The organism is Mesorhizobium sp. WSM4847 (assembly GCF_055811335.1).
In genome coordinates, this window is sequence record NZ_JBVVPY010000030.1 from 1 (window position 1) to 16,415 (window position 16,415).

The window sequence follows — 16,415 nt, forward strand, 5'->3', positions numbered from 1 at the left end:
CACCCCCAATGCGTCCTGGGTTAGCGGCGGCCTTCTGTACTCGCCTCCTTGGGAATAAGCGGAGTTCGGTGCCGATCAACATGTCAGCCGATGGGGCTTCACTTTGATCGACACCGAAGGTGGGTTCGATCCCTGGCGCAGAACTTGATCCGAGGAAATTCAATGCCTGACCTCCGCCATAAGATTCGCGAATACGTTGAGCAGACCCCTTTTGTGGATACTCACGAGCATTTGATCGACGAGCGACAGCGCGTCGATGGAGTGGTACACTCGAGATTTTTCCAATCAAACGATTGGTCTTATCTCTTCCAAGACTATGCCGGGGAGGATCTCGTCGTTTGCGGTATGCCGCGGAAAGACTTTCAGAGCTTCTTGAACCCCAACTTTAGGAGCGAAGAAAAATATCTCTTACTGGCTCCGTACTGGAAACGGATAAGGAACACGGGCTATGGACTAGCGCTTCGTCACACTTTTCGTGGTCTTTACGGCGAAATCGACGTTACAAGCGATACGTTTCCTCAGATTGCCGAAAAGTACCACGAGTTCATTAGGCCTGGCTTTTACGCGGAAATTCTAAGGCGTTCGAATATCGAATATTGCCAAGTAAACTCGTTGCAAAGTTCCTTTATGGACAGTACTACGCCTAATATCCTTGCGCAAGACCTTAGTATTCTAAGTCTTTGTCGGTGCAGTGCCGCCGATTTCACGCGGATCGAGGAAGAAACGGGGTTACGCCCTAGCTCGCTCGACGAATGGCTTTCAATCATCGATGACTATTTCCGGAGGTGCGGGTCCAAGGCTGTCGCGGTGAAGTGCCAGATCGCGTACACTCGCGCCTTAGACTTCGCTCCAGTGACTAAAAGTCGTGCCGCTCGCCTTTTCCCGAACCAGGCGGATCTCACTGGCGCTCGTCATTCGCTCGGCGCAGATGATCTGAAAGCAATTCAGGATTTTTTGTTTCGGTATTGCATAGGTAAGGCTGAAGAGTATGGGTTGCCAGTAAAGTTGCACACCGGATATTTGGCCTCAGTCGGCGTCATGCAAATCGCCCGTGTCCGAAGCAATGCAGCCGACCTATGCCTATTGTTTCAGGATTATCCTGACGTAAAATTCGTGTTGATGCATATTGGATATCCATACGGACATGAGTTTATTGCGCTGGCGAAACAATACCCAAATGTGTACATCGATATGTGCTGGGCATGGATGCTAAATCCTGTTGCGAGTACCCGCTTTTTGACCGATTTTTTGGTCGCAGTACCGTCGAACAAGATCTTTACCTTTGGTGGGGATCTTGTAGCCGCGGAACCCATTTACGGGCATGCTATTTTGGCACGGCGCGGTATCGTCGAGGCTGTGCACGAACTCGTGGCGAGCGGGTGGCTCGCTGCCGAGGACATGCCGACGCTGATCGAACAGATCATGCGAGGGAATGCGCACCAATTCTTCCCGAACAACCCTTGTGGTGTAGATGCGTGAACTGGAGGCGTTAGTGGGTCGCAATACGCGGGAAGCTCTTGCAAGAAATCGGTTATAGTGTCTCTGCTTCTTTGCGGCTTGGTCGCGATGTCGGGCATCAAAGAATAATCAGGAGGATTCGCATGAACAATTGACCGGGTGAAAATTAAGTCGGTGGCGGCGGGCCAAGGCGAGCAGTGGGCTAAGGTGAAGGCCATGACCCAAGCTGGGAACGTTTGGATTAGCAGGCGAAGGAACACGCAATGAAAAGTGAAGTTACCGAGGATCAGGTCCGAGAATACCAGGAACGAGGGTTCGTGCACATCCCAGGCCTTTTGTCGCCGGCCGAGGTGGCCGAACTCAAAGCTGCCGTCCTCGATGCTGTTGAGATGATGGCTGGCCGCAAGATCGCCCCAGGCGGTATCGACCGGCCCGACGGCGACGACCGCTACTACGACCAGGTGTTTACCCAGCGGATCAACGTCTCGAAACTTAATCAGACGATCCACCGTTACATCCGCGGCCCCGAGATCGGGAACATGGCCAGTTCCCTTGCCCGCCAGCCCGCGATGCGCATCTGGCTCGACCAGGCGTTGATCAAGGAGCCCTACGGCAACCCGACCGCATGGCACTTGGACAATCCCTACTGGTCATTCTATTCGCGCGACGCGATTTCGATCTGGATCGCGCTCGAGGATGCGACGCCCCTCAACGGCTGCCTGTCGTTCGTGCCGGGCAGCCACAGGCTCGCCGGCTACGACAACACCGACATCGGGAAAGAGCTCGCGGGACTCTTCAAGGTTTACCCCAGGATGGCAGAGACGGACCCTGTCGCGGTGCCAATGCCCGCAGGCGATTGCAGCTTTCACAACGGCCTGACAGCGCATGGCGCCGGGGCCAACATGACCCGCCGCCGCCGGATCGCGATGACGGCGGGCTTCATGCCCGATGGCTCCACCTTTAATGGGCGCCAGAACATCCTGCCCACGGTTTACTTCGAAAGCCTGAAGGTCGGCGACAGGCTCTGCGACGACACGATCAACCCGATCGTCGGGAGAGCATAGCTGGTCGGTCGCAGCCTGAGCACCTTGAGCAGGCTACGTACCCTACGGGACGATGCGGGAGCTTCTCCGATACTCACCCACGAAAAGTGCAGTAGATCAACAATTTGATTATGCCCTCCCGGATACACTCAACTTCTTGATTTCATTCTGTTTTTCGTGGGTCAGAGCCAGAAATCTCCCCGTACTGTTCCGTATATGCCAAGAGGACTTCGCAATGCAGGTGAGGCGAGATCATAAGCGCATGAACTAGGCATGCGGCAGATCGCCCATTTAGGAATACCGGTAACCAGGGATTGGAGTTCCCTTTATGGCTGTAGCTGCCGAATTGGCAATCGAGACCAGACTGAGGATGGCGGGCATGCGCCCGACGCGGCAACGCGTTGCCTTGGCCGATCTGCTGTTTGCCAAGGGTGACCGCCACCTGACGGTCGAAGAGCTCCACGAGGAAGCCGTTTCCGCGAATGTTCTGGTATCGCTGGCCACCGTCTACAACACGCTGCACCAGTTCACCGAAGCGGGCATGATCCGCGTTCTCGCCGTGGAAAGCGCCAAGACCTACTTCGACACCAACGTGTCCGACCACCACCACTTCTTCGTGGAAGGCCACAACGAGGTGCTGGATATTCCGATCAGCAGTCTTGTGATCGACAATTTGCCGGAACCGCCCGAAGGCATGGAAATCGCCCGTGTCGACGTCGTCATCCGTCTGCGCCCCATCCAGCGCTGATCGCTCTTTCCCTTACATGACATCGTCGGGATAGCGCCCGGGCCGCCCCCGATAGGACGGGAACGTCCATCCGAACCAGAGCGCTCCGCCACCCACGGCAAACGCTGCCAGTTTCAATGCCGTCTGACCCGCGAAGATAAAAGGATCGCCTTCAGTCATAGCCCACCGTGAGTACTGTCTCGTGAGGTGATGGCGAACATCGGAAGACCAAGTGCAAACACTAGGAGTAGTCCCTACGACGAAGCACCCGATTGATGTGATTACGTCTGTCGCGCGCGGTATCGGCATCACGCGGTCACATTTCAAACAACGTGACAACGCCGTCGATCATCTCGTGGTATCCAGTCGGACCACGGGAGCGGGAAAAAGCTGGGGGTCAAGCCGCAAGGGCAAACTTGGCTTGCTTCAATCGACCATCGGCAAACCGCCGCGCGGACCTGAAGTACCCTGTGAGCTCCTGCGGGAGACCAACGCATCTGACGTTTTTTGTTCATGCGGGCATTCACGAGGCTGTTGGCGGCGGATTCGGCTGGGGCACTCGAGATCGGGTGATGCGACCAATATCGTTGGCAGTAGTGGACCAGGGAGGTTTTGTTCTGGATCAGATAGGTCTGAAGATTGCTGACCAGTTCGAAGAAGCGCTTGAGCTTGTTGCTGGCATCCGGCAGCCGAGCATATTGCTCCAACTGGCAAAGCATATCCCTCACGGCTCTCGTCGCCTCCCTGACGTAGCCGCTCCAGAGGAGATGACGAAGCCGCGGCACATGAAGCGCAGTGTCTCGAAGGTAAATACTCAGATTGCCGACGCTCTTGAGCCCTTCCCACGCCTGTTCGATATGACGGAGCCGCATCGACAGATGGAACCAGTCGAGAATGTGGGTGATGGGCTGGCGTGTTGCGCCGTCTGGCGCCGGTTTACTCAACCGGCGCCAGAGGGCGCAACAGGAATGGTCGCGGCTCTAATCGCCATTGGATGACAGTTCGGTGGCAGGTCAGATGCGGCTCAAAATAGCTGGCCGATTTCTAAGTTCTATATCATAGATTACGCGGCGTTCTTCGGTCAAGGTTATTATTTTTTTGTATTGCAAGAGATGAATCGCACTACCTGCAAATACTCTCGATCATAATCCAGGATCGATCAGTACTGCAGCAGTAGACTTACTTTAATCTCGGTCATACAGATCGATCTTACTTACACAACCCGTCTCATTGCTGGGCGGGAGACTCTGAACTCTTCTGAGCCGCCGGCGCCCAATGAGGCCAATCATTATGCACCGATTGGGATGCGGACCTTGACGACAGTGCCCGCTCCGGGTTTGCTATCGATGATAAGCCTCCCATTGAGTGTGGCGACCATCTGGGAACAGCCGGTGAGGCCGAGGCCGACGTGATTCCCGGCCCGGGTCGAAAAGAAGGGCGTCTTTGCTTTGCGCAGGACTTCTGGCGTCATGCCGACACCGTTGTCTGCGACCTCCAGGAACAGAACGTTGCGGCGAAAAATAGGCCGGTGCACGACCGATGCCTTTACGACAACGCTCGGCCTGTCGGTGTTTTCGACCGCCGTGAGCGCGTTCTGCACGAGCTCGCTCAGCACCAGTTGAAACTGGGTTGCCGGCACTGCTTGTGTTCCCGCCTCGGAATCGACTGACAGCTGTACGATGCCGTCCCGATCTTTGAGGTCCAGCAAAAGCTTGGCGAGCGGCAGGACATGCGAATCTCGTTGCGAAAAGGCGATCTTGAGCAAACCGTCATTGATGGATTCGAGTTCATTCGCCGCACTGCGGGCAGCCTTCAACATCTCTTCTCTCGGAGGTTGCTCCGAACCGGTACCCTCCAGAAACAGTCGCAAAGCGGTGACGCGGGAGCGCGTCATATGCGCGAACAGCGAGGCGAATGAGCGCATGTGTCGATCGCGACGGCTGACGTAAGCGTGACGCTGATGGGTTATGAGATAGAAGATCGCGACCAGTCCCAGCGCAATCGCGAACATGAACCAGTTGCGGGATGCGGCTATATCGATTTGAGCAGTCTCCTGGAGCGTCGTGCTGTGATCAACGGTGGCGCTGGAGATCTCGTACATGTCTTGTTCGAGATTGGTCATGTGGTCGAGGGCATCCGCATAATTGGAACCAGCTTCGACGGCCGGCGCGACGTTTTGCTCGACTGTCCGACGCACGTTTTCCAGGAGTTCGATGTCTTTCTGCGGGAAGAAATGCTGCAGGTACGGCAGCGCCAGAAGCTGAGCGATGTTGACGCTCACAAGAGCCATTTGCCGGGTGATGTCAGGATCGAGCTTGCCTGCTTCGTCGGCGAGACGGATATAGCCATGGACCCGGACAAGCCGCTCGCGCACCTGGGTCGCACGCCATTGAATCTCGTAGGTCTGGTTGAGGACCTCGTCCGTCTCTTGCCTGTAGCGGTCCGATCGGACGAACGCCCAAGTGCTGAGGAGGAGGGCGAGCGCCAGCCCAAGATAAGGCAAGGCAGCAAAAAAGCGGCTGGTGCCCAATCTCATTGGTCCGCGCGCAGCACCACCGGGAAGAAGACCCAGATAGCATTACGGGCTGGGACATAGGAGGCGGGCAGGCGATCGAAGGGCCAGACCATGAAGATCGGACCTTTCTCGTTCATCGTGATGGGGCGGAACTGCTGATCGCCTTTGCATCGTCCTTGGCTGCGGTCGTCCTTTGTACATTGGCGCTCGACCGCCAGGATAGGCGCATATGACTGGATCTCGCCCATGCGGAGTTCAGACACGAAGTCGTCGTAGGCGACCACCTTGACTTTAGCGACGTTGGCGAGCCCGGTTTTCGCCCATATGTCCTTCAGCAGGGGGCCCCGATAGACGATCTTCTCGTCCTCTTTCGTCCAGGGCGTGCGCGTATCGTAGGTCTGTTGCGGAAATTCGGTCTTCAACTGCTCGACGGTAAGGGTTTGGATGGCCTTGCCCGATGCATCTTCGAGCGTGAGTGTATCGGGATCCGCGAAGGCGCCCTTGCCGGCCGTTGGCCCGGCAACAGCCATGGCGACTGCGAAGGCAAGACAAGAAGCAAGAGTATCACGCCGCATCTGGTTCAACCTCTTCATATTCGCGTGGGCCGTCGTCCTTGGCGAAAAGCACGCAAGGTCCGCGGGACCCGCGGGGATCATACGCATAGCCTTTTAGCGCCAATGCCTGGGTGATATCGCGGATTCCGTCCAGGCCATACAAGTGATCATGCAGCTCTAGGTAGACGCGCTCGATGCCTGGGAGCTTGGCGTGCTGCAAGAGTTCCCTTTCGGCGCCTTCTATGTCCATAACAAGGACGTTGGTGCCGTGCTGGACGATGAAGTCGTCGGCGTCAGTCGAGACAATCGTCATTTCGCGCTCGTACGGCCCCTGATCTTTGTCCATCGAGGACATCCAGAGGTCCTTGCGGACATAGAAGGTGAATGGGCGTGGCGGACCGGCTGCAAGAATCCCTTTCAGTAGCACCACGTTGTCCAGATCGTTGGCGTCGACGACGCGCTTGGCGAGGGCAGCCGACGCCGGATTTGCTTCGAAGGCCCACACCTGAACGTCCGGGATCTGAGCGATAAGCGAGGTGATGATGCCGATGCCTGAGCCGAGTTCCAGAACACGATCACCGGGCTTCACAGCCCTCGATATCCACTTGGCTTCCTTGGCTTCGTAGGTTTCGTTGTCGAGGGCCTGCCAGATGACAGGCGATACGTCGTCAGGGCGCAGGGGCACCTTGACCCCATGGACGGTCATCAATGACATCTAATTAAAGACCCTGCGGTAGCCTGTGTCCGTTCTTCATCAATTTTGCCCGCGCCTGTTTGTAATATTTTTCCGCCGAGCTGGGATCGATGCCGAGGCGATCCGCCATTACCTGGTAAAACTGCGTACGCGTCATGCCTGGCTCGCGACGGGTCATCATGTCGATAATTTCCTGTTCTCTTGGCGTCAGGACGGAATACCGAACGTCGGGCATGGTCATCGCCACACGCGAAAGCCGAACTGCAAATCCGTTGGTGGAAATGTCGTCGAGCACGTCATTAAACACCCCGGGCTCCAGCCCGGTCTTGCCGAGATAGCCGGCCGCGCCGATTTGACGAAAAATTTCGGCCTCAGAATCGCTGTCTGAGCCTGTCACGACGATGTGGATCGCGCTTGGCGAGGCTTCGATGATTGTGCCGACGACGGCAACGCGATCAGCGTCCAGCGTCGGATCGAAGCCGGGAAGTCCCGGATCAATGACGACCAGATCGAACTCAGCGCTCCGAAGCTCTCGCGCAGCGATTTCCAATGTCTCGGCGCCAAGGACAACGCAATTTCCGAGACTCGCCCGAATCTGGTCCATAAGCGCCAGCCGCATCAGATTCTGATCTTCGACAACGAGCGCGCGAAACACTGGCGACAGGTCCTCACTGATCACTTGGCAGGCAAGTTTTCATCTTTCGCGACGGAAAAATAGGGATGCCATCATCCCTTTTTTCCGCGGCTGGACCGGGACAGTCTTGTTATGCGGGAGGAGCCGAACCACTCGGAGCAGTCGATGCCGATCCAACTTGTGTGCAGCAGCAATAGCGAGCCACGAGAGGCGGATGGAGTCGTGGATCTGATCGCGGCGCATCGCCATGCCGTGGCAAAGGTGGAGAGTCTCGGAAAACGGTTGATGCAGGCCGAAGAGGCCGAGGCCGCGCTGATCGGACCACGGCTTGACGCCGTGATGGCGGACGAGGCGCTTGTCCGCCGCCAGGCAGCGATGGCGCCGGTTGCCGATGTTTGCGAGCTGAAAATGAAGGCCGCATATTTCGAGCGGCTCATGAACGACGGTTGGTGCGACGTGGATGCGGATGACTTGCATGAGCTGCTGCGATCTTTCGTGGACTTTCAAATCTAAGAAAAGAGGGCGGACATCCAAGACGCGAACGCGTGCCATGCGGCGTAGGTCAGCGCCGGCACCGCGATGATGGCGATGAATGCGAACGCCCCGGCTATGGACCCGTCCGTGCGGCCCTCGACAGGGTAGTAGTAGCGGCGCGATTGATCCTCGTGGTTCATTGCTTGCGCTCCCCTGCCCGTCTCAGCAGAAGTTCGATGGGATGTTGAAACTTCGTCGCCCAAAGACCATCAGCTTTCATCTTCGCGTTGAGCTCAGCCACCAGATAGCTGGCGCTGACGGTGTTGCCTTTCTGGTCGGTGGCAGCGAACGCGTAGCCGGCCGCGATGAGGGCGGTCCCAAGGTCGATCGTATTGCCGTCGAGTTTCGCGCCACATACCACAAAGGTCGCTTTGTCGAGCGCCAAGGCGATCGGCTGGCAGGTCACGGCCGCCGTCGAAAACAAGGCGGCCAGGTGGGCGAGCGAGACGTTGCCGCAATCGAGCTCCGCGCCCTTCGCATCCAGCGTGATCGTGCCGCGCAAGCATGATTGCACGCCATAAAGCCGGTAGAGCTTGCCGCGGTCGCGCCACGTATCTCCCGTCAGCAGTTCGACGCCTTTCGACACCAGGAAGGGCGCGGCTGTCGCGCTGGCTGGCGCGGCGCCTTCGGCACTCACGGCGTGGGCGGTCGCGAGTGTGATAAGCGCGGCGAGGCTAGTTCGCTTCATCGGTCTGGAACTGTTTGCCGAGATCTAAGGCATGTTCGAGATCCGGCCGCAGGGACCTGCCCTCCTTATTGCGGCCGATCGCAGCCATGTCGAAGAAGACCATGGAATCGTCGTCGTAAGCGACCGAATAGGGATCGTTGGCATTGCCGGCCCCGACGAGCGCAAAGCACGAGACCGCGTCCGGAACGCCGGGCTGGCTTTTGAGGACCAGCGTCTTGCACAACATGACGGAGGCGCGGGTGTTGTAAACAGCGCCGTCATAGTCCTGCACGGCCTTCGTGCAATCCCACTCCTCAGCCTTGTAGGTGATCTTGGACTTCGGACAGGCCACGAGGCCCCGCAGCCTATAAGTCACGCCGTTGATAACGCGTTCGGTCGCGGACCTGATCTCCACCGGCTTTTGTAGCGGTGTCACCTCGCGCTGAAAAAGGCCTCCGCGTGCGTCGTAGCGCTCGTAGACGAAGGTCTTTTCGCCAGGTTTGGCGAACTTCTGCAGATACGCGGTCGACGGCTGCTCGAACGGATGCGGCTCGTTCGTGCCCAGATCGGCGGCGGATAAGACGGTGCTGTGGAGCAACAATGCCGCAAGGAAGAAAAACTGCTTCATCGGAAAAATGGCCTCGACTCTGCTTCTCGTATTGACACTTTACTTTGGCTCCATGTACCCATAGTAAAATGTCAAAATCGGTAGCGCAATGAAAAACCGGATCGCGCTTGCGCTTTCTCTCTCAGCCGTCATGGCGCCATTCGGCGCACATGCGGATAACACGACCTCGACGCGCATCGCGGCGGCGTTTGCACTGCCGGCCCGCCCGGCGGTTTCGACCGTTTCCGATGCTGATCACGGACCGACGGTTGGCGGCGGGTGTGCGCCGACGGATCGCGGGCGCGCCGCGGCCTTGGTGCGCCAGATCGCCGAAGAAGAGGGCTTCGATCCCGATCTGAGCGAGGCGGTTGCCTGGGCAGAAAGCGACATGGGCGGCAATCAAGGGCCGTCCCGCGCGGGCGCTCTCGGCATCATGCAGCTCATGCCGGCGACAGCCTCGCGCCTCGGTGTGGCCGACAGATGTGACGCCAAAGCCAACATCCGTGCCGGCGTCCGCTATCTGAAAGCGCTTTATGAGGAGTTCCATGATCCGCTCTTGATGTTGGCCGCCTACAATGCAGGCGAGCAGAACGTTTACAAAGCCAACGGCATCCCGGTGAACGACGAGACCACGAAATACGTGGTCAAAGTGCTCAATCGCTGGAAGCTCGGCAAGCTGATCAAGGCTCCCATTCCCAACCCTGTTGATCATCGTCCTGCAGCCGCGACCGACGCGGTCGATGGCGTCGCCTGGCAAGACGGACACGTCGTGGATTTTGGCAACTGAAAAAGGAGTGACATGGCGATGGATTATAAAAAGGCGGGCAAATTCGCCGTCCAGTTTATGGCCGCTGCGGCGATCGGAACGGCGCTCGCGCCGGCGAGCGCATACGCGCAGTCAGCCGCCCCCGTCGAGGGCGTACTGGAATGGTTCGTCGGTGTGCTGCAGGGCAGCATTGCTCGATCTTTCGGGATCATAGCAGTTTGCTTTCTCGGCTTCCTTGCCATGACCGGCAGGCTGGTGTGGATGATGGCGCTTTCCATCATTATCGGCATCGCTCTGGTCTTCGGTGCTGCAGCTCTGGTCGATTCCATCCGGTCTACCGCTGGAGGCGCGTGACCCGATGGAGGACGAAGAGGTCTATGTCGAGCCGGTCAGCCTGCCTCTGACGCGTCCGCCGATGAAATGGGGTGTGCGCTACGAGGTGTTCGCGCTTAACGGCATGGCTGCCGTCATCGGATTCATCGCGACCAGCAGCTTCACGCTCGGCCTCGGTCTATTCAGCGCGACCCATTTGATCAGCGCCTATCTGTGCCAGCGCGACCCGTACATCTTCCACATAGTCGAACGCCGACTGTCGAAACGGGACGCGGTCGCAAACTCGGGCTTTTGGGGCGCGAGGAGCTATTCGCCGTGAGCGTGAACGCCGACCTGAAATTCGCGAAAGCGCGCAAACGGGAAAAGCCTGTCGAGGCGCATGTCCCCTATTTGCGCCATGTCGACGACAATCTGGTGGTCACCAAAAGCGGCTTTCTGATCGGCGTCATTCAGCTCAGCGGCCTGCCCTTCCAGACCATGGATCAGGCAGAGCTCAACAACCGCCTGTTCAATCGCAACACGACATTCCGCAACCTCTCCACCTCCCGTTTTGCCGCCTATGCGACCATCATCCGGCGTCACGTCACACCAGAGATCGAAGGGGATTTCGACAATCCTTTCGTGGCGGAGCTCGATGCCCGCTACATGGACGAGTTGGGCTCGAAGAACCTGTTCGTCAACGAGGCTTTCCTGACGCTCATCCGCCGCCCGATGGTCGGGCGCGTCGGCTGGGTCGACAAGGCGCTCAATGCGTTGCGCCTCAGGACGGCCGGCGAAGAGACTCGTGAAGAGGCCATCGCCGAATTGCACGACGTCCTCAATGGCGTCACCAAGGACTTTTCCGCCTATGGCGCGCGGCTCCTGGGCGTGGTGACGCGACGCGACAGCGTGTTTTCCGAACCTGCCGAATTCATCGCCAAGATCCTTGCCGGCGGCGCAGATGTGGAAATGCCGCTGCCGCGCATGAGCTTGGCGACCGCCTGTGCGACCCGGCAAATCTTCTTCGGCAAATCCGCTCTGGAGATCAGGGGGGCACATGAAAGCAAGATTGGCGCCATGGTGTCGATCAAGGAATACCCGCCCTTCACGGCACCCGGGTCGCTTGATGGCCTGTTGCGGCTGCCGCATGAATTTATCCTGACGCAGTCATTCGCGATTGAAGATCGCGTGACGGCCATGCGCCGCATCAACACCATCTCGAACCAGGTCAGCGGTTCGGATGAGGCGGGAACCACGGTTGAGGATTCCGTGCACGCCGGCGCTGACAAGCTCGCCGGCGGCGAGGTGGTTTTCGGGCAGCACCACATGACGGTGATGGCGCTGGCTGCCGACATCCCAGGGCTCAACCGCTCCTTGTCCGACATCACGGCCGAACTGTCGCGCATGTCGATCGTCCCAGTGCGAGAAACGCTCAATACTGAACTTGCGTTTTGGGCACAGCTGCCCGGCAACTTCAGCTACATTGCGCGCCGCGCCCTGATCTCGTCGCTGAACTTTGCCGGGCTGTTCTCGGGCCACAATTTTCCCTCAGGCCAGCGTGAGGGACTGCACTGGAAGCGGTCGATCGCGCTCCTCGAGACGACAAGCCAGACAGCCTATTATTTCAACTTTCACGTCCACGACGTCGGCCACTTCACTGTTTTCGGTCCGACCGGTTCGGGCAAGACGGTCGTGCTGTCATTCCTGATGGCGCAGGCGATGCGGATTTCGCCGCGGCCGCGATGCGTCTACTTCGACTATATGCGCGGCGCCGAGCTTTTCATCCGCGCGCTGGGCGGCCGCTACGAGGTCATGGAGCCGATGCAGGCCACCGGCTTCGCGCCGCTCCAGCTGGAAGACACGGCAGAAAACCGCACGTTTCTCGAAGGGCTGCTGCGCTACTTGCTCACCCCTGACGACGGTTCGCTCGACGTCGCGGAAATGCGCGTGATCAACACGGCAATCGACAAGGTCTACAAGATCCCGTGCCAACAGCGCACGTTCGATCTGCTGCCGGAGGTGCTGCGCGGCTCGCTGGCGCCCGGGATGAACGATCTCGCGGCGCGGATTGAACCGTGGCTCGACCCTGGCGACAAGGGCTGGCTTTTCAACAACCCGGTCGATCTCGTCGATTTTTCGAAGCCGGTGGTCGGGTTCGACATGACCAAGATCCTGGCCGACAAAAAATTGCGCTCGGCCGCTCTGCTTTACATCTTCCATCGGCTGGAAGAGATCATCGACGGCACGCCGCTTCTGATGTTCCTCGATGAAGGCTGGAAGCTGCTCGATGACGAGGTGTTTGCCGCCTTCATCAACGAGACGCTGAAAACGATCCGCCGGCGCAATGGTGTCGTCGGCTTTGGCACCCAGACGGCCGAGGATGTGGTGAACTCGTCGATCTCGTCCTCGCTGATCGAGCAGACGAAAACCAACATCTTTTTCCCCAATCCGAAGGCGAGCAAGGATTCCTACATGGCGCGCTTCTCGCTGACGGCGAAGGAGTTCGAGTTCGTGCGCCGTACGCCCAAGGAAACGCGCACGTTCCTGGTCAAGCACGACAGCGATTCCATCGTGGCGAAGCTCGACCTGTCGGGCATGCCGGACCTCATCAAGGTGCTGTCGACCAACGAAGCCAGCATCAAGGAATGCGAACGGCTGCGCGAGATTTACGGGCAAGAGCCGGAAGCGTGGCTGCCATACCTTTGCGGATGGGAGAGCGAGCATGAAGAAGCGGCTTAGCAGCGTGATCGCCGCGGTCGCGATCATGCCTGGACAAATGGCGGTTGCCCCGGCGCTGGCCCAGATCGCCGTCATCGACAATTCCAATCTTGATAAGCGCGCGCAGGACGAGCAGCACAGCACAAAATCAGACGAAACCAAATCGGACGAGAATGAGAAGAAAAAGAGCCTCGTTTGCACCTATACGAACAAGTACAGGTCACAAATGTTCAGCCGCTCCCCTGGCGAGGCGCTGAGCCGCGACGCCGAAAACGCAAAGCTCATCCGCTACTATGCGCAAAAATATGGCGTTCCGGAGGGCCTGGCGCTCTCGGTCGCCTACCAGGAATCCCGCTTCGACAGCTGCGCCGGCTCGCACACCGGCGTCAAGGGCGTGATGCAACTAACAAAGGCAACGGGCAGGCAGCTCGGGTTCGATCGCGACATCAACGAGCAAAACATCGAGGGCGGTGTGAAGTATCTCGGCAAAGGCGTCGCGCAGTGTGGCGCCAGCAACTACAGCTGCCTCGCGAGCTTCTATAACGGCTCGAATGCCGCCGAACAGGCTGAGTGGGCTTCGGGCGTCGGCCGATGGCACGGCACCTTCGACAATTACGTCTCCAGCGGACAAGCGCCGGCGGCGTCCCCGCCGGCGATCAGCATCGTGACATCGAGCGGACCGGGCGGCGCCGCTCAAAGCGGCGCTCTCGATTCCGTCTCCAAAGCCGCGGCCGACCTCGACACCAGCTCCGCACAGATGACGGCCAATTCCTCGGGGATCGACGCGCTCGCCGGCGGCGTCGGACAAGTTGGCGAATACAAGGACGCCTGGGAGCTCAACTCGTCCGCGCGAAGTCTCAATGCCGGCCTCACCGGCCAATATATCGGTCAGGCCTCGGACTTCACCGCCCTACTGGGTCAGTTTCTTTCGTTGAACAACGTCGGAGCCTCGCAGACCGCGCGGATCATTGCCGCGCCGCAAAGTGGATCCCCAAATCCATTTTCATGCGACCCGGCCGAGCTTCAACGCCTACGGATCGATCAAAACCAATGGCTACCTTGTGCCAGCCAGAACGCGCACACCGCTTCCGGGAACGCACAGTCCATGCAGATCAACGCCGATCCAACCGGCGCGCGGCGCGCGATCGAAGCAATCCAGGAATAGGAGGTCTGAGAGTGAGAAAAATCGCTTTCGCGGCATGTGTAACACTTCTGTCCAGCGTCGCTCATGCGCAGATCGCCGTCATCGACAATGCGAATTTGGACATTGCCCGCCAGAACGCGGACAACACCAATTCGATCATGGGCTCCAACAAGGACATCCTCGAGAAGAGCAATCAGATCCTGCAAGCCCTGACCGGCAGCCGCAACGGCTCTCTCGGCATCGGCCAAATGGGCCTGGGCGGCAATATGTCGATTGCGCAAGCGCCGAGCTTTGGATCGATCCTCAATGGCGGCGCCCTCTCTTTCGGTGGGCTGTCGCCGCAAATCCAGAAGATCGCCGGAGCGGTCATCAACGGCCTGCAGCTGGTCAAACGGCTCCAGCAGATCAGCGGCAATGGCAGCAGTGCCGTCAACACAGCCTATAGCGGCAGCGTCAACGTCGCGTCGCTGTTGAGCGCCCTCACCTCGCAGGCCTCCCAAGGCGTCGCGCAACGCGAGCAGTCGTTGCAGTCGGCCAGCGGCCAGATCGGACAGGCCGAGGACGTCAAAGGCTCGGTCGATCAAAACACACGCATGCAGCTTGAGAACGCGCGTGCGGTCAACGAGCTCATCGGCGTGCAGAATGGTGCCGTCGCCGCGCTCAACGAGGAAATGAAGACCCGGCTGTTGCGGCAAAGCCAGGTGCAAAAGCTGATGACGCCGGCGCAAGTCAATCCGTTCCAGAACTTCGGCACAAGCGGGAACTGATCGTTGGCGTCAAAAGCGAAAAGGAGGCCAGATTTGTGGCGCTGGGCCGCCGTGGTCGCTCTGGGGGCGATGAGCGTCATAGTGGCCGGGTGCGCCAAGCCAGGTCGCGAGCTCAAAGCGCCGTGCGCGCCGCTGGCTTATGTGGGCGATGCGAGCTGCGGGCCCTTGAAGCCGGTCAACGCCCCGCCCTTCGATCGTGTTGTCGAGGATGGATGAACGGCCTGGCGACAAGCATTCTGGGAGGCATCGACGACGTCGGAAAGGGCTTTGTTTCCAGCGTCTACATGCAGCTTGGCTATGCGCTTGGGAATGTCTACGCTCTCATGCTCACCGTCTACATCATCTGGTGGGGCTATTCGATCCTCAGCGGCCGCGAGACGATCTCTCCGATCGAATCGGCATACCGCCTCGGTCGCGCGGTGGTCATCTATCTGCTGCTGAATGGTTGGGGCACGTTTTCCGAGACGATCTACAAGCTGGTACAGGCCGTGCCGAGCGAAATCGGCAAGATCATCGTCGGGGCCGTCTCGCGCGCCACCGGCAACCAGCTCTCGGATCAAGATGCGATCCCGGCCCTGATCGACAATCTCTACCGCGGTGCCCAGGACGTTGCCAATCAGGTCTACAGCGGCACTTTTTACGACATATTCGGCGCGCTGCTTTCCACCATCGTGCTTCTGGCCGCCATCATCTTTTCGGCGCTTGCGATCGCCGCAATCATCGCGGCCAAGATCATGCTGTTCATCACTTTGGCGCTGGCGCCGGTCTGGATTGTGCTTTGGCTCTACCGGTGGTCAACGCGGATGAGCGAGGGATTCATTTCGCTCACCACCTATCTGATCATCCAGCAAATCCTGATCTACGGCTTCCTGGGCTTTTATTTTTCGCTGGTCAATCTTGCCTTGAACACTGCCACGTCGGGAGGCGCCAGCGTCGACAACAAGATGTCGATGGTCCTGCCGCTCGTCCTGGTCACGATCATCGGCATCTATGTGCTCATGCAGATCCCGGCGATCGCCTCGATCCTGAACGGCGGCGGGTATCTAAGCACGGTCGGCGCATACCGCTCCTACGGCAATGTGCCCAGCAATGTTGCCCGCTATTCCGGAGCTAGGTCTGTCGCAACCCGGTGGCAGCGGCTGAGATCATCCCGTAGCAGCGAGGCGGCTCGGTCATCCATTCAGCAGGCGGCGCGCGATAACGCGAGACCATTGGCTTAGAAGCGCAGGCATCCGCCTGAGAGGCGCGGCTTCAGGGCTGCAGTGGGAGTTTGGC

General features: G+C 58.8%; 18 protein-coding genes and 2 pseudogenes. 11 read left to right on the top strand and 9 right to left on the bottom strand.

All coding sequences use genetic code 11. The features are described from left to right. Window positions 1–162: 162 nt before the first annotated feature. From AC0L28_RS30155 to irrA, 3 genes are all read left to right on the top strand, one after another. Complete coding sequence (locus AC0L28_RS30155; protein ID WP_473481869.1) at window positions 163–1,479, top strand: amidohydrolase family protein; 1,317 nt, start codon at window positions 163–165, stop codon at window positions 1,477–1,479. Window positions 1,480–1,721: 242 nt separating this feature from the next. Then, the gene (locus AC0L28_RS30160) at window positions 1,722–2,522 is read left to right on the top strand and encodes a phytanoyl-CoA dioxygenase family protein (protein WP_473481871.1); all 801 of its coding nucleotides are present in this window, start codon (window positions 1,722–1,724) and stop codon (window positions 2,520–2,522) included. A gap of 307 nt (window positions 2,523–2,829) precedes the next feature. Then, on the top strand, window positions 2,830–3,249 hold the full coding sequence (gene irrA, locus AC0L28_RS30165) for an iron response transcriptional regulator IrrA (protein ID WP_473481873.1): 420 nt from the start codon (window positions 2,830–2,832) through the stop codon (window positions 3,247–3,249). 12 nt (window positions 3,250–3,261) lie between these two features. On the opposite strand, the pseudogene AC0L28_RS30170 reads toward irrA, so the two are convergent. The 6 genes and pseudogenes from AC0L28_RS30170 to AC0L28_RS30195 all read right to left on the bottom strand — a co-directional run. Then, a pseudogene (locus tag AC0L28_RS30170) lies at window positions 3,262–3,360 on the bottom strand (trimeric intracellular cation channel family protein); the annotation flags it as partial. A gap of 265 nt (window positions 3,361–3,625) precedes the next feature. Further along, a pseudogene (locus tag AC0L28_RS30175) lies at window positions 3,626–4,148 on the bottom strand (ISKra4 family transposase); the annotation flags it as partial. Window positions 4,149–4,516: 368 nt separating this feature from the next. Then, the gene (locus AC0L28_RS30180; RefSeq protein WP_473481875.1) at window positions 4,517–5,758 is read right to left on the bottom strand and encodes an ATP-binding protein; all 1,242 of its coding nucleotides are present in this window, start codon (window positions 5,756–5,758) and stop codon (window positions 4,517–4,519) included. A 2-nt stretch (window positions 5,759–5,760) separates the two neighbouring features. Then, window positions 5,761–6,273, bottom strand: a complete 513-nt coding sequence (locus AC0L28_RS30185; RefSeq protein ID WP_473481877.1) for a hypothetical protein — start codon at window positions 6,271–6,273, stop codon at window positions 5,761–5,763. A 34-nt stretch (window positions 6,274–6,307) separates the two neighbouring features. Next, complete coding sequence (locus AC0L28_RS30190) at window positions 6,308–7,012, bottom strand: FkbM family methyltransferase (protein WP_287099983.1); 705 nt, start codon at window positions 7,010–7,012, stop codon at window positions 6,308–6,310. Window positions 7,013–7,016: 4 nt separating this feature from the next. After that, window positions 7,017–7,670, bottom strand: coding sequence for a response regulator (locus tag AC0L28_RS30195; RefSeq protein ID WP_473481879.1), 654 nt, complete (start codon window positions 7,668–7,670; stop codon window positions 7,017–7,019). 177 nt (window positions 7,671–7,847) lie between these two features. On the opposite strand from AC0L28_RS30195, the gene AC0L28_RS30200 reads away from it, so the two are divergent. Then, the gene (locus AC0L28_RS30200; RefSeq protein WP_292363412.1) at window positions 7,848–8,138 is read left to right on the top strand and encodes a hypothetical protein; all 291 of its coding nucleotides are present in this window, start codon (window positions 7,848–7,850) and stop codon (window positions 8,136–8,138) included. On the opposite strand, the gene AC0L28_RS30205 is transcribed toward AC0L28_RS30200, so the two are convergent. From AC0L28_RS30205 to AC0L28_RS30215, 3 genes are read right to left on the bottom strand one after another with little or no spacing between them, the layout of a single operon-like run. Continuing rightward, entirely contained in the window at window positions 8,135–8,299 is a 165-nt protein-coding gene (locus AC0L28_RS30205) for a hypothetical protein (protein ID WP_473481881.1), read from the bottom strand. The genes AC0L28_RS30200 and AC0L28_RS30205 overlap by 4 nt on opposite strands. Continuing rightward, entirely contained in the window at window positions 8,296–8,847 is a 552-nt protein-coding gene (locus tag AC0L28_RS30210) for a thermonuclease family protein (RefSeq protein WP_473481883.1), read from the bottom strand. Before AC0L28_RS30210 ends, AC0L28_RS30205 begins: the two co-directional genes overlap by 4 nt. Beyond that, complete coding sequence (locus tag AC0L28_RS30215) at window positions 8,834–9,454, bottom strand: hypothetical protein (RefSeq protein WP_473481885.1); 621 nt, start codon at window positions 9,452–9,454, stop codon at window positions 8,834–8,836. The genes AC0L28_RS30210 and AC0L28_RS30215 overlap by 14 nt, the downstream gene beginning before the upstream one ends. A 295-nt stretch (window positions 9,455–9,749) precedes the next feature. Between AC0L28_RS30215 and AC0L28_RS30220 the strand changes: the two genes are divergently transcribed. From AC0L28_RS30220 to AC0L28_RS30250, 7 genes are all read left to right on the top strand, one after another. Next, a complete protein-coding gene (locus AC0L28_RS30220) occupies window positions 9,750–10,220 on the top strand; it encodes a lytic transglycosylase domain-containing protein (RefSeq protein WP_473481981.1) in 471 nt (156 codons plus the stop codon). 12 nt (window positions 10,221–10,232) lie between these two features. Continuing rightward, window positions 10,233–10,553 carry a TrbC/VirB2 family type IV secretion system protein gene (locus tag AC0L28_RS30225; RefSeq protein WP_473481887.1) on the top strand — a complete coding sequence of 107 codons (321 nt, stop codon included), beginning with the start codon at window positions 10,233–10,235 and terminating at the stop codon, window positions 10,551–10,553. Window positions 10,554–10,557: 4 nt separating this feature from the next. Continuing rightward, window positions 10,558–10,851, top strand: coding sequence for a VirB3 family type IV secretion system protein (locus AC0L28_RS30230; RefSeq protein WP_095488713.1), 294 nt, complete (start codon window positions 10,558–10,560; stop codon window positions 10,849–10,851). Beyond that, window positions 10,848–13,250, top strand: a complete 2,403-nt coding sequence (locus AC0L28_RS30235) for a VirB4 family type IV secretion/conjugal transfer ATPase (RefSeq protein WP_473481889.1) — start codon at window positions 10,848–10,850, stop codon at window positions 13,248–13,250. The genes AC0L28_RS30230 and AC0L28_RS30235 overlap by 4 nt, the downstream gene beginning before the upstream one ends. A 4-nt stretch (window positions 13,251–13,254) precedes the next feature. Continuing rightward, entirely contained in the window at window positions 13,255–14,394 is a 1,140-nt protein-coding gene (locus AC0L28_RS30240; protein ID WP_473481891.1) for a transglycosylase SLT domain-containing protein, read from the top strand. 11 nt (window positions 14,395–14,405) lie between these two features. Next, entirely contained in the window at window positions 14,406–15,140 is a 735-nt protein-coding gene (locus AC0L28_RS30245) for a type IV secretion system protein (RefSeq protein ID WP_473481893.1), read from the top strand. 212 nt (window positions 15,141–15,352) lie between these two features. Then, window positions 15,353–16,360: a TrbL/VirB6 family protein gene (locus AC0L28_RS30250; protein ID WP_473481895.1), complete on the top strand. Its 1,008-nt coding sequence runs from the start codon at window positions 15,353–15,355 to the stop codon at window positions 16,358–16,360. The last annotated feature ends 55 nt before the right edge of the window (window positions 16,361–16,415 follow it).

What these genes read in the sequence shown, in the direction of transcription:
- AC0L28_RS30160 (WP_473481871.1), top strand. Translation starts at nt 1,722, where the DNA reads ATGAAAAGTGAAGTTACCGAGGATCAGGTCCGAGAATACCAGGAACGA.
- AC0L28_RS30210 (WP_473481883.1), bottom strand. Translation starts at nt 8,847, where the DNA reads ATGAAGCGAACTAGCCTCGCCGCGCTTATCACACTCGCGACCGCCCAC.
- irrA (WP_473481873.1), top strand. Translation starts at nt 2,830, where the DNA reads ATGGCTGTAGCTGCCGAATTGGCAATCGAGACCAGACTGAGGATGGCG.
- AC0L28_RS30185 (WP_473481877.1), bottom strand. Translation starts at nt 6,273, where the DNA reads ATGGCTGTTGCCGGGCCAACGGCCGGCAAGGGCGCCTTCGCGGATCCC.
- AC0L28_RS30190 (WP_287099983.1), bottom strand. Translation starts at nt 7,012, where the DNA reads ATGTCATTGATGACCGTCCATGGGGTCAAGGTGCCCCTGCGCCCTGAC.
- AC0L28_RS30230 (WP_095488713.1), top strand. Translation starts at nt 10,558, where the DNA reads ATGGAGGACGAAGAGGTCTATGTCGAGCCGGTCAGCCTGCCTCTGACG.
- AC0L28_RS30205 (WP_473481881.1), bottom strand. Translation starts at nt 8,299, where the DNA reads ATGAACCACGAGGATCAATCGCGCCGCTACTACTACCCTGTCGAGGGC.
- AC0L28_RS30155 (WP_473481869.1), top strand. Translation starts at nt 163, where the DNA reads ATGCCTGACCTCCGCCATAAGATTCGCGAATACGTTGAGCAGACCCCT.
- AC0L28_RS30225 (WP_473481887.1), top strand. Translation starts at nt 10,233, where the DNA reads ATGGCGATGGATTATAAAAAGGCGGGCAAATTCGCCGTCCAGTTTATG.
- AC0L28_RS30250 (WP_473481895.1), top strand. Translation starts at nt 15,353, where the DNA reads ATGAACGGCCTGGCGACAAGCATTCTGGGAGGCATCGACGACGTCGGA.
- AC0L28_RS30215 (WP_473481885.1), bottom strand. Translation starts at nt 9,454, where the DNA reads ATGAAGCAGTTTTTCTTCCTTGCGGCATTGTTGCTCCACAGCACCGTC.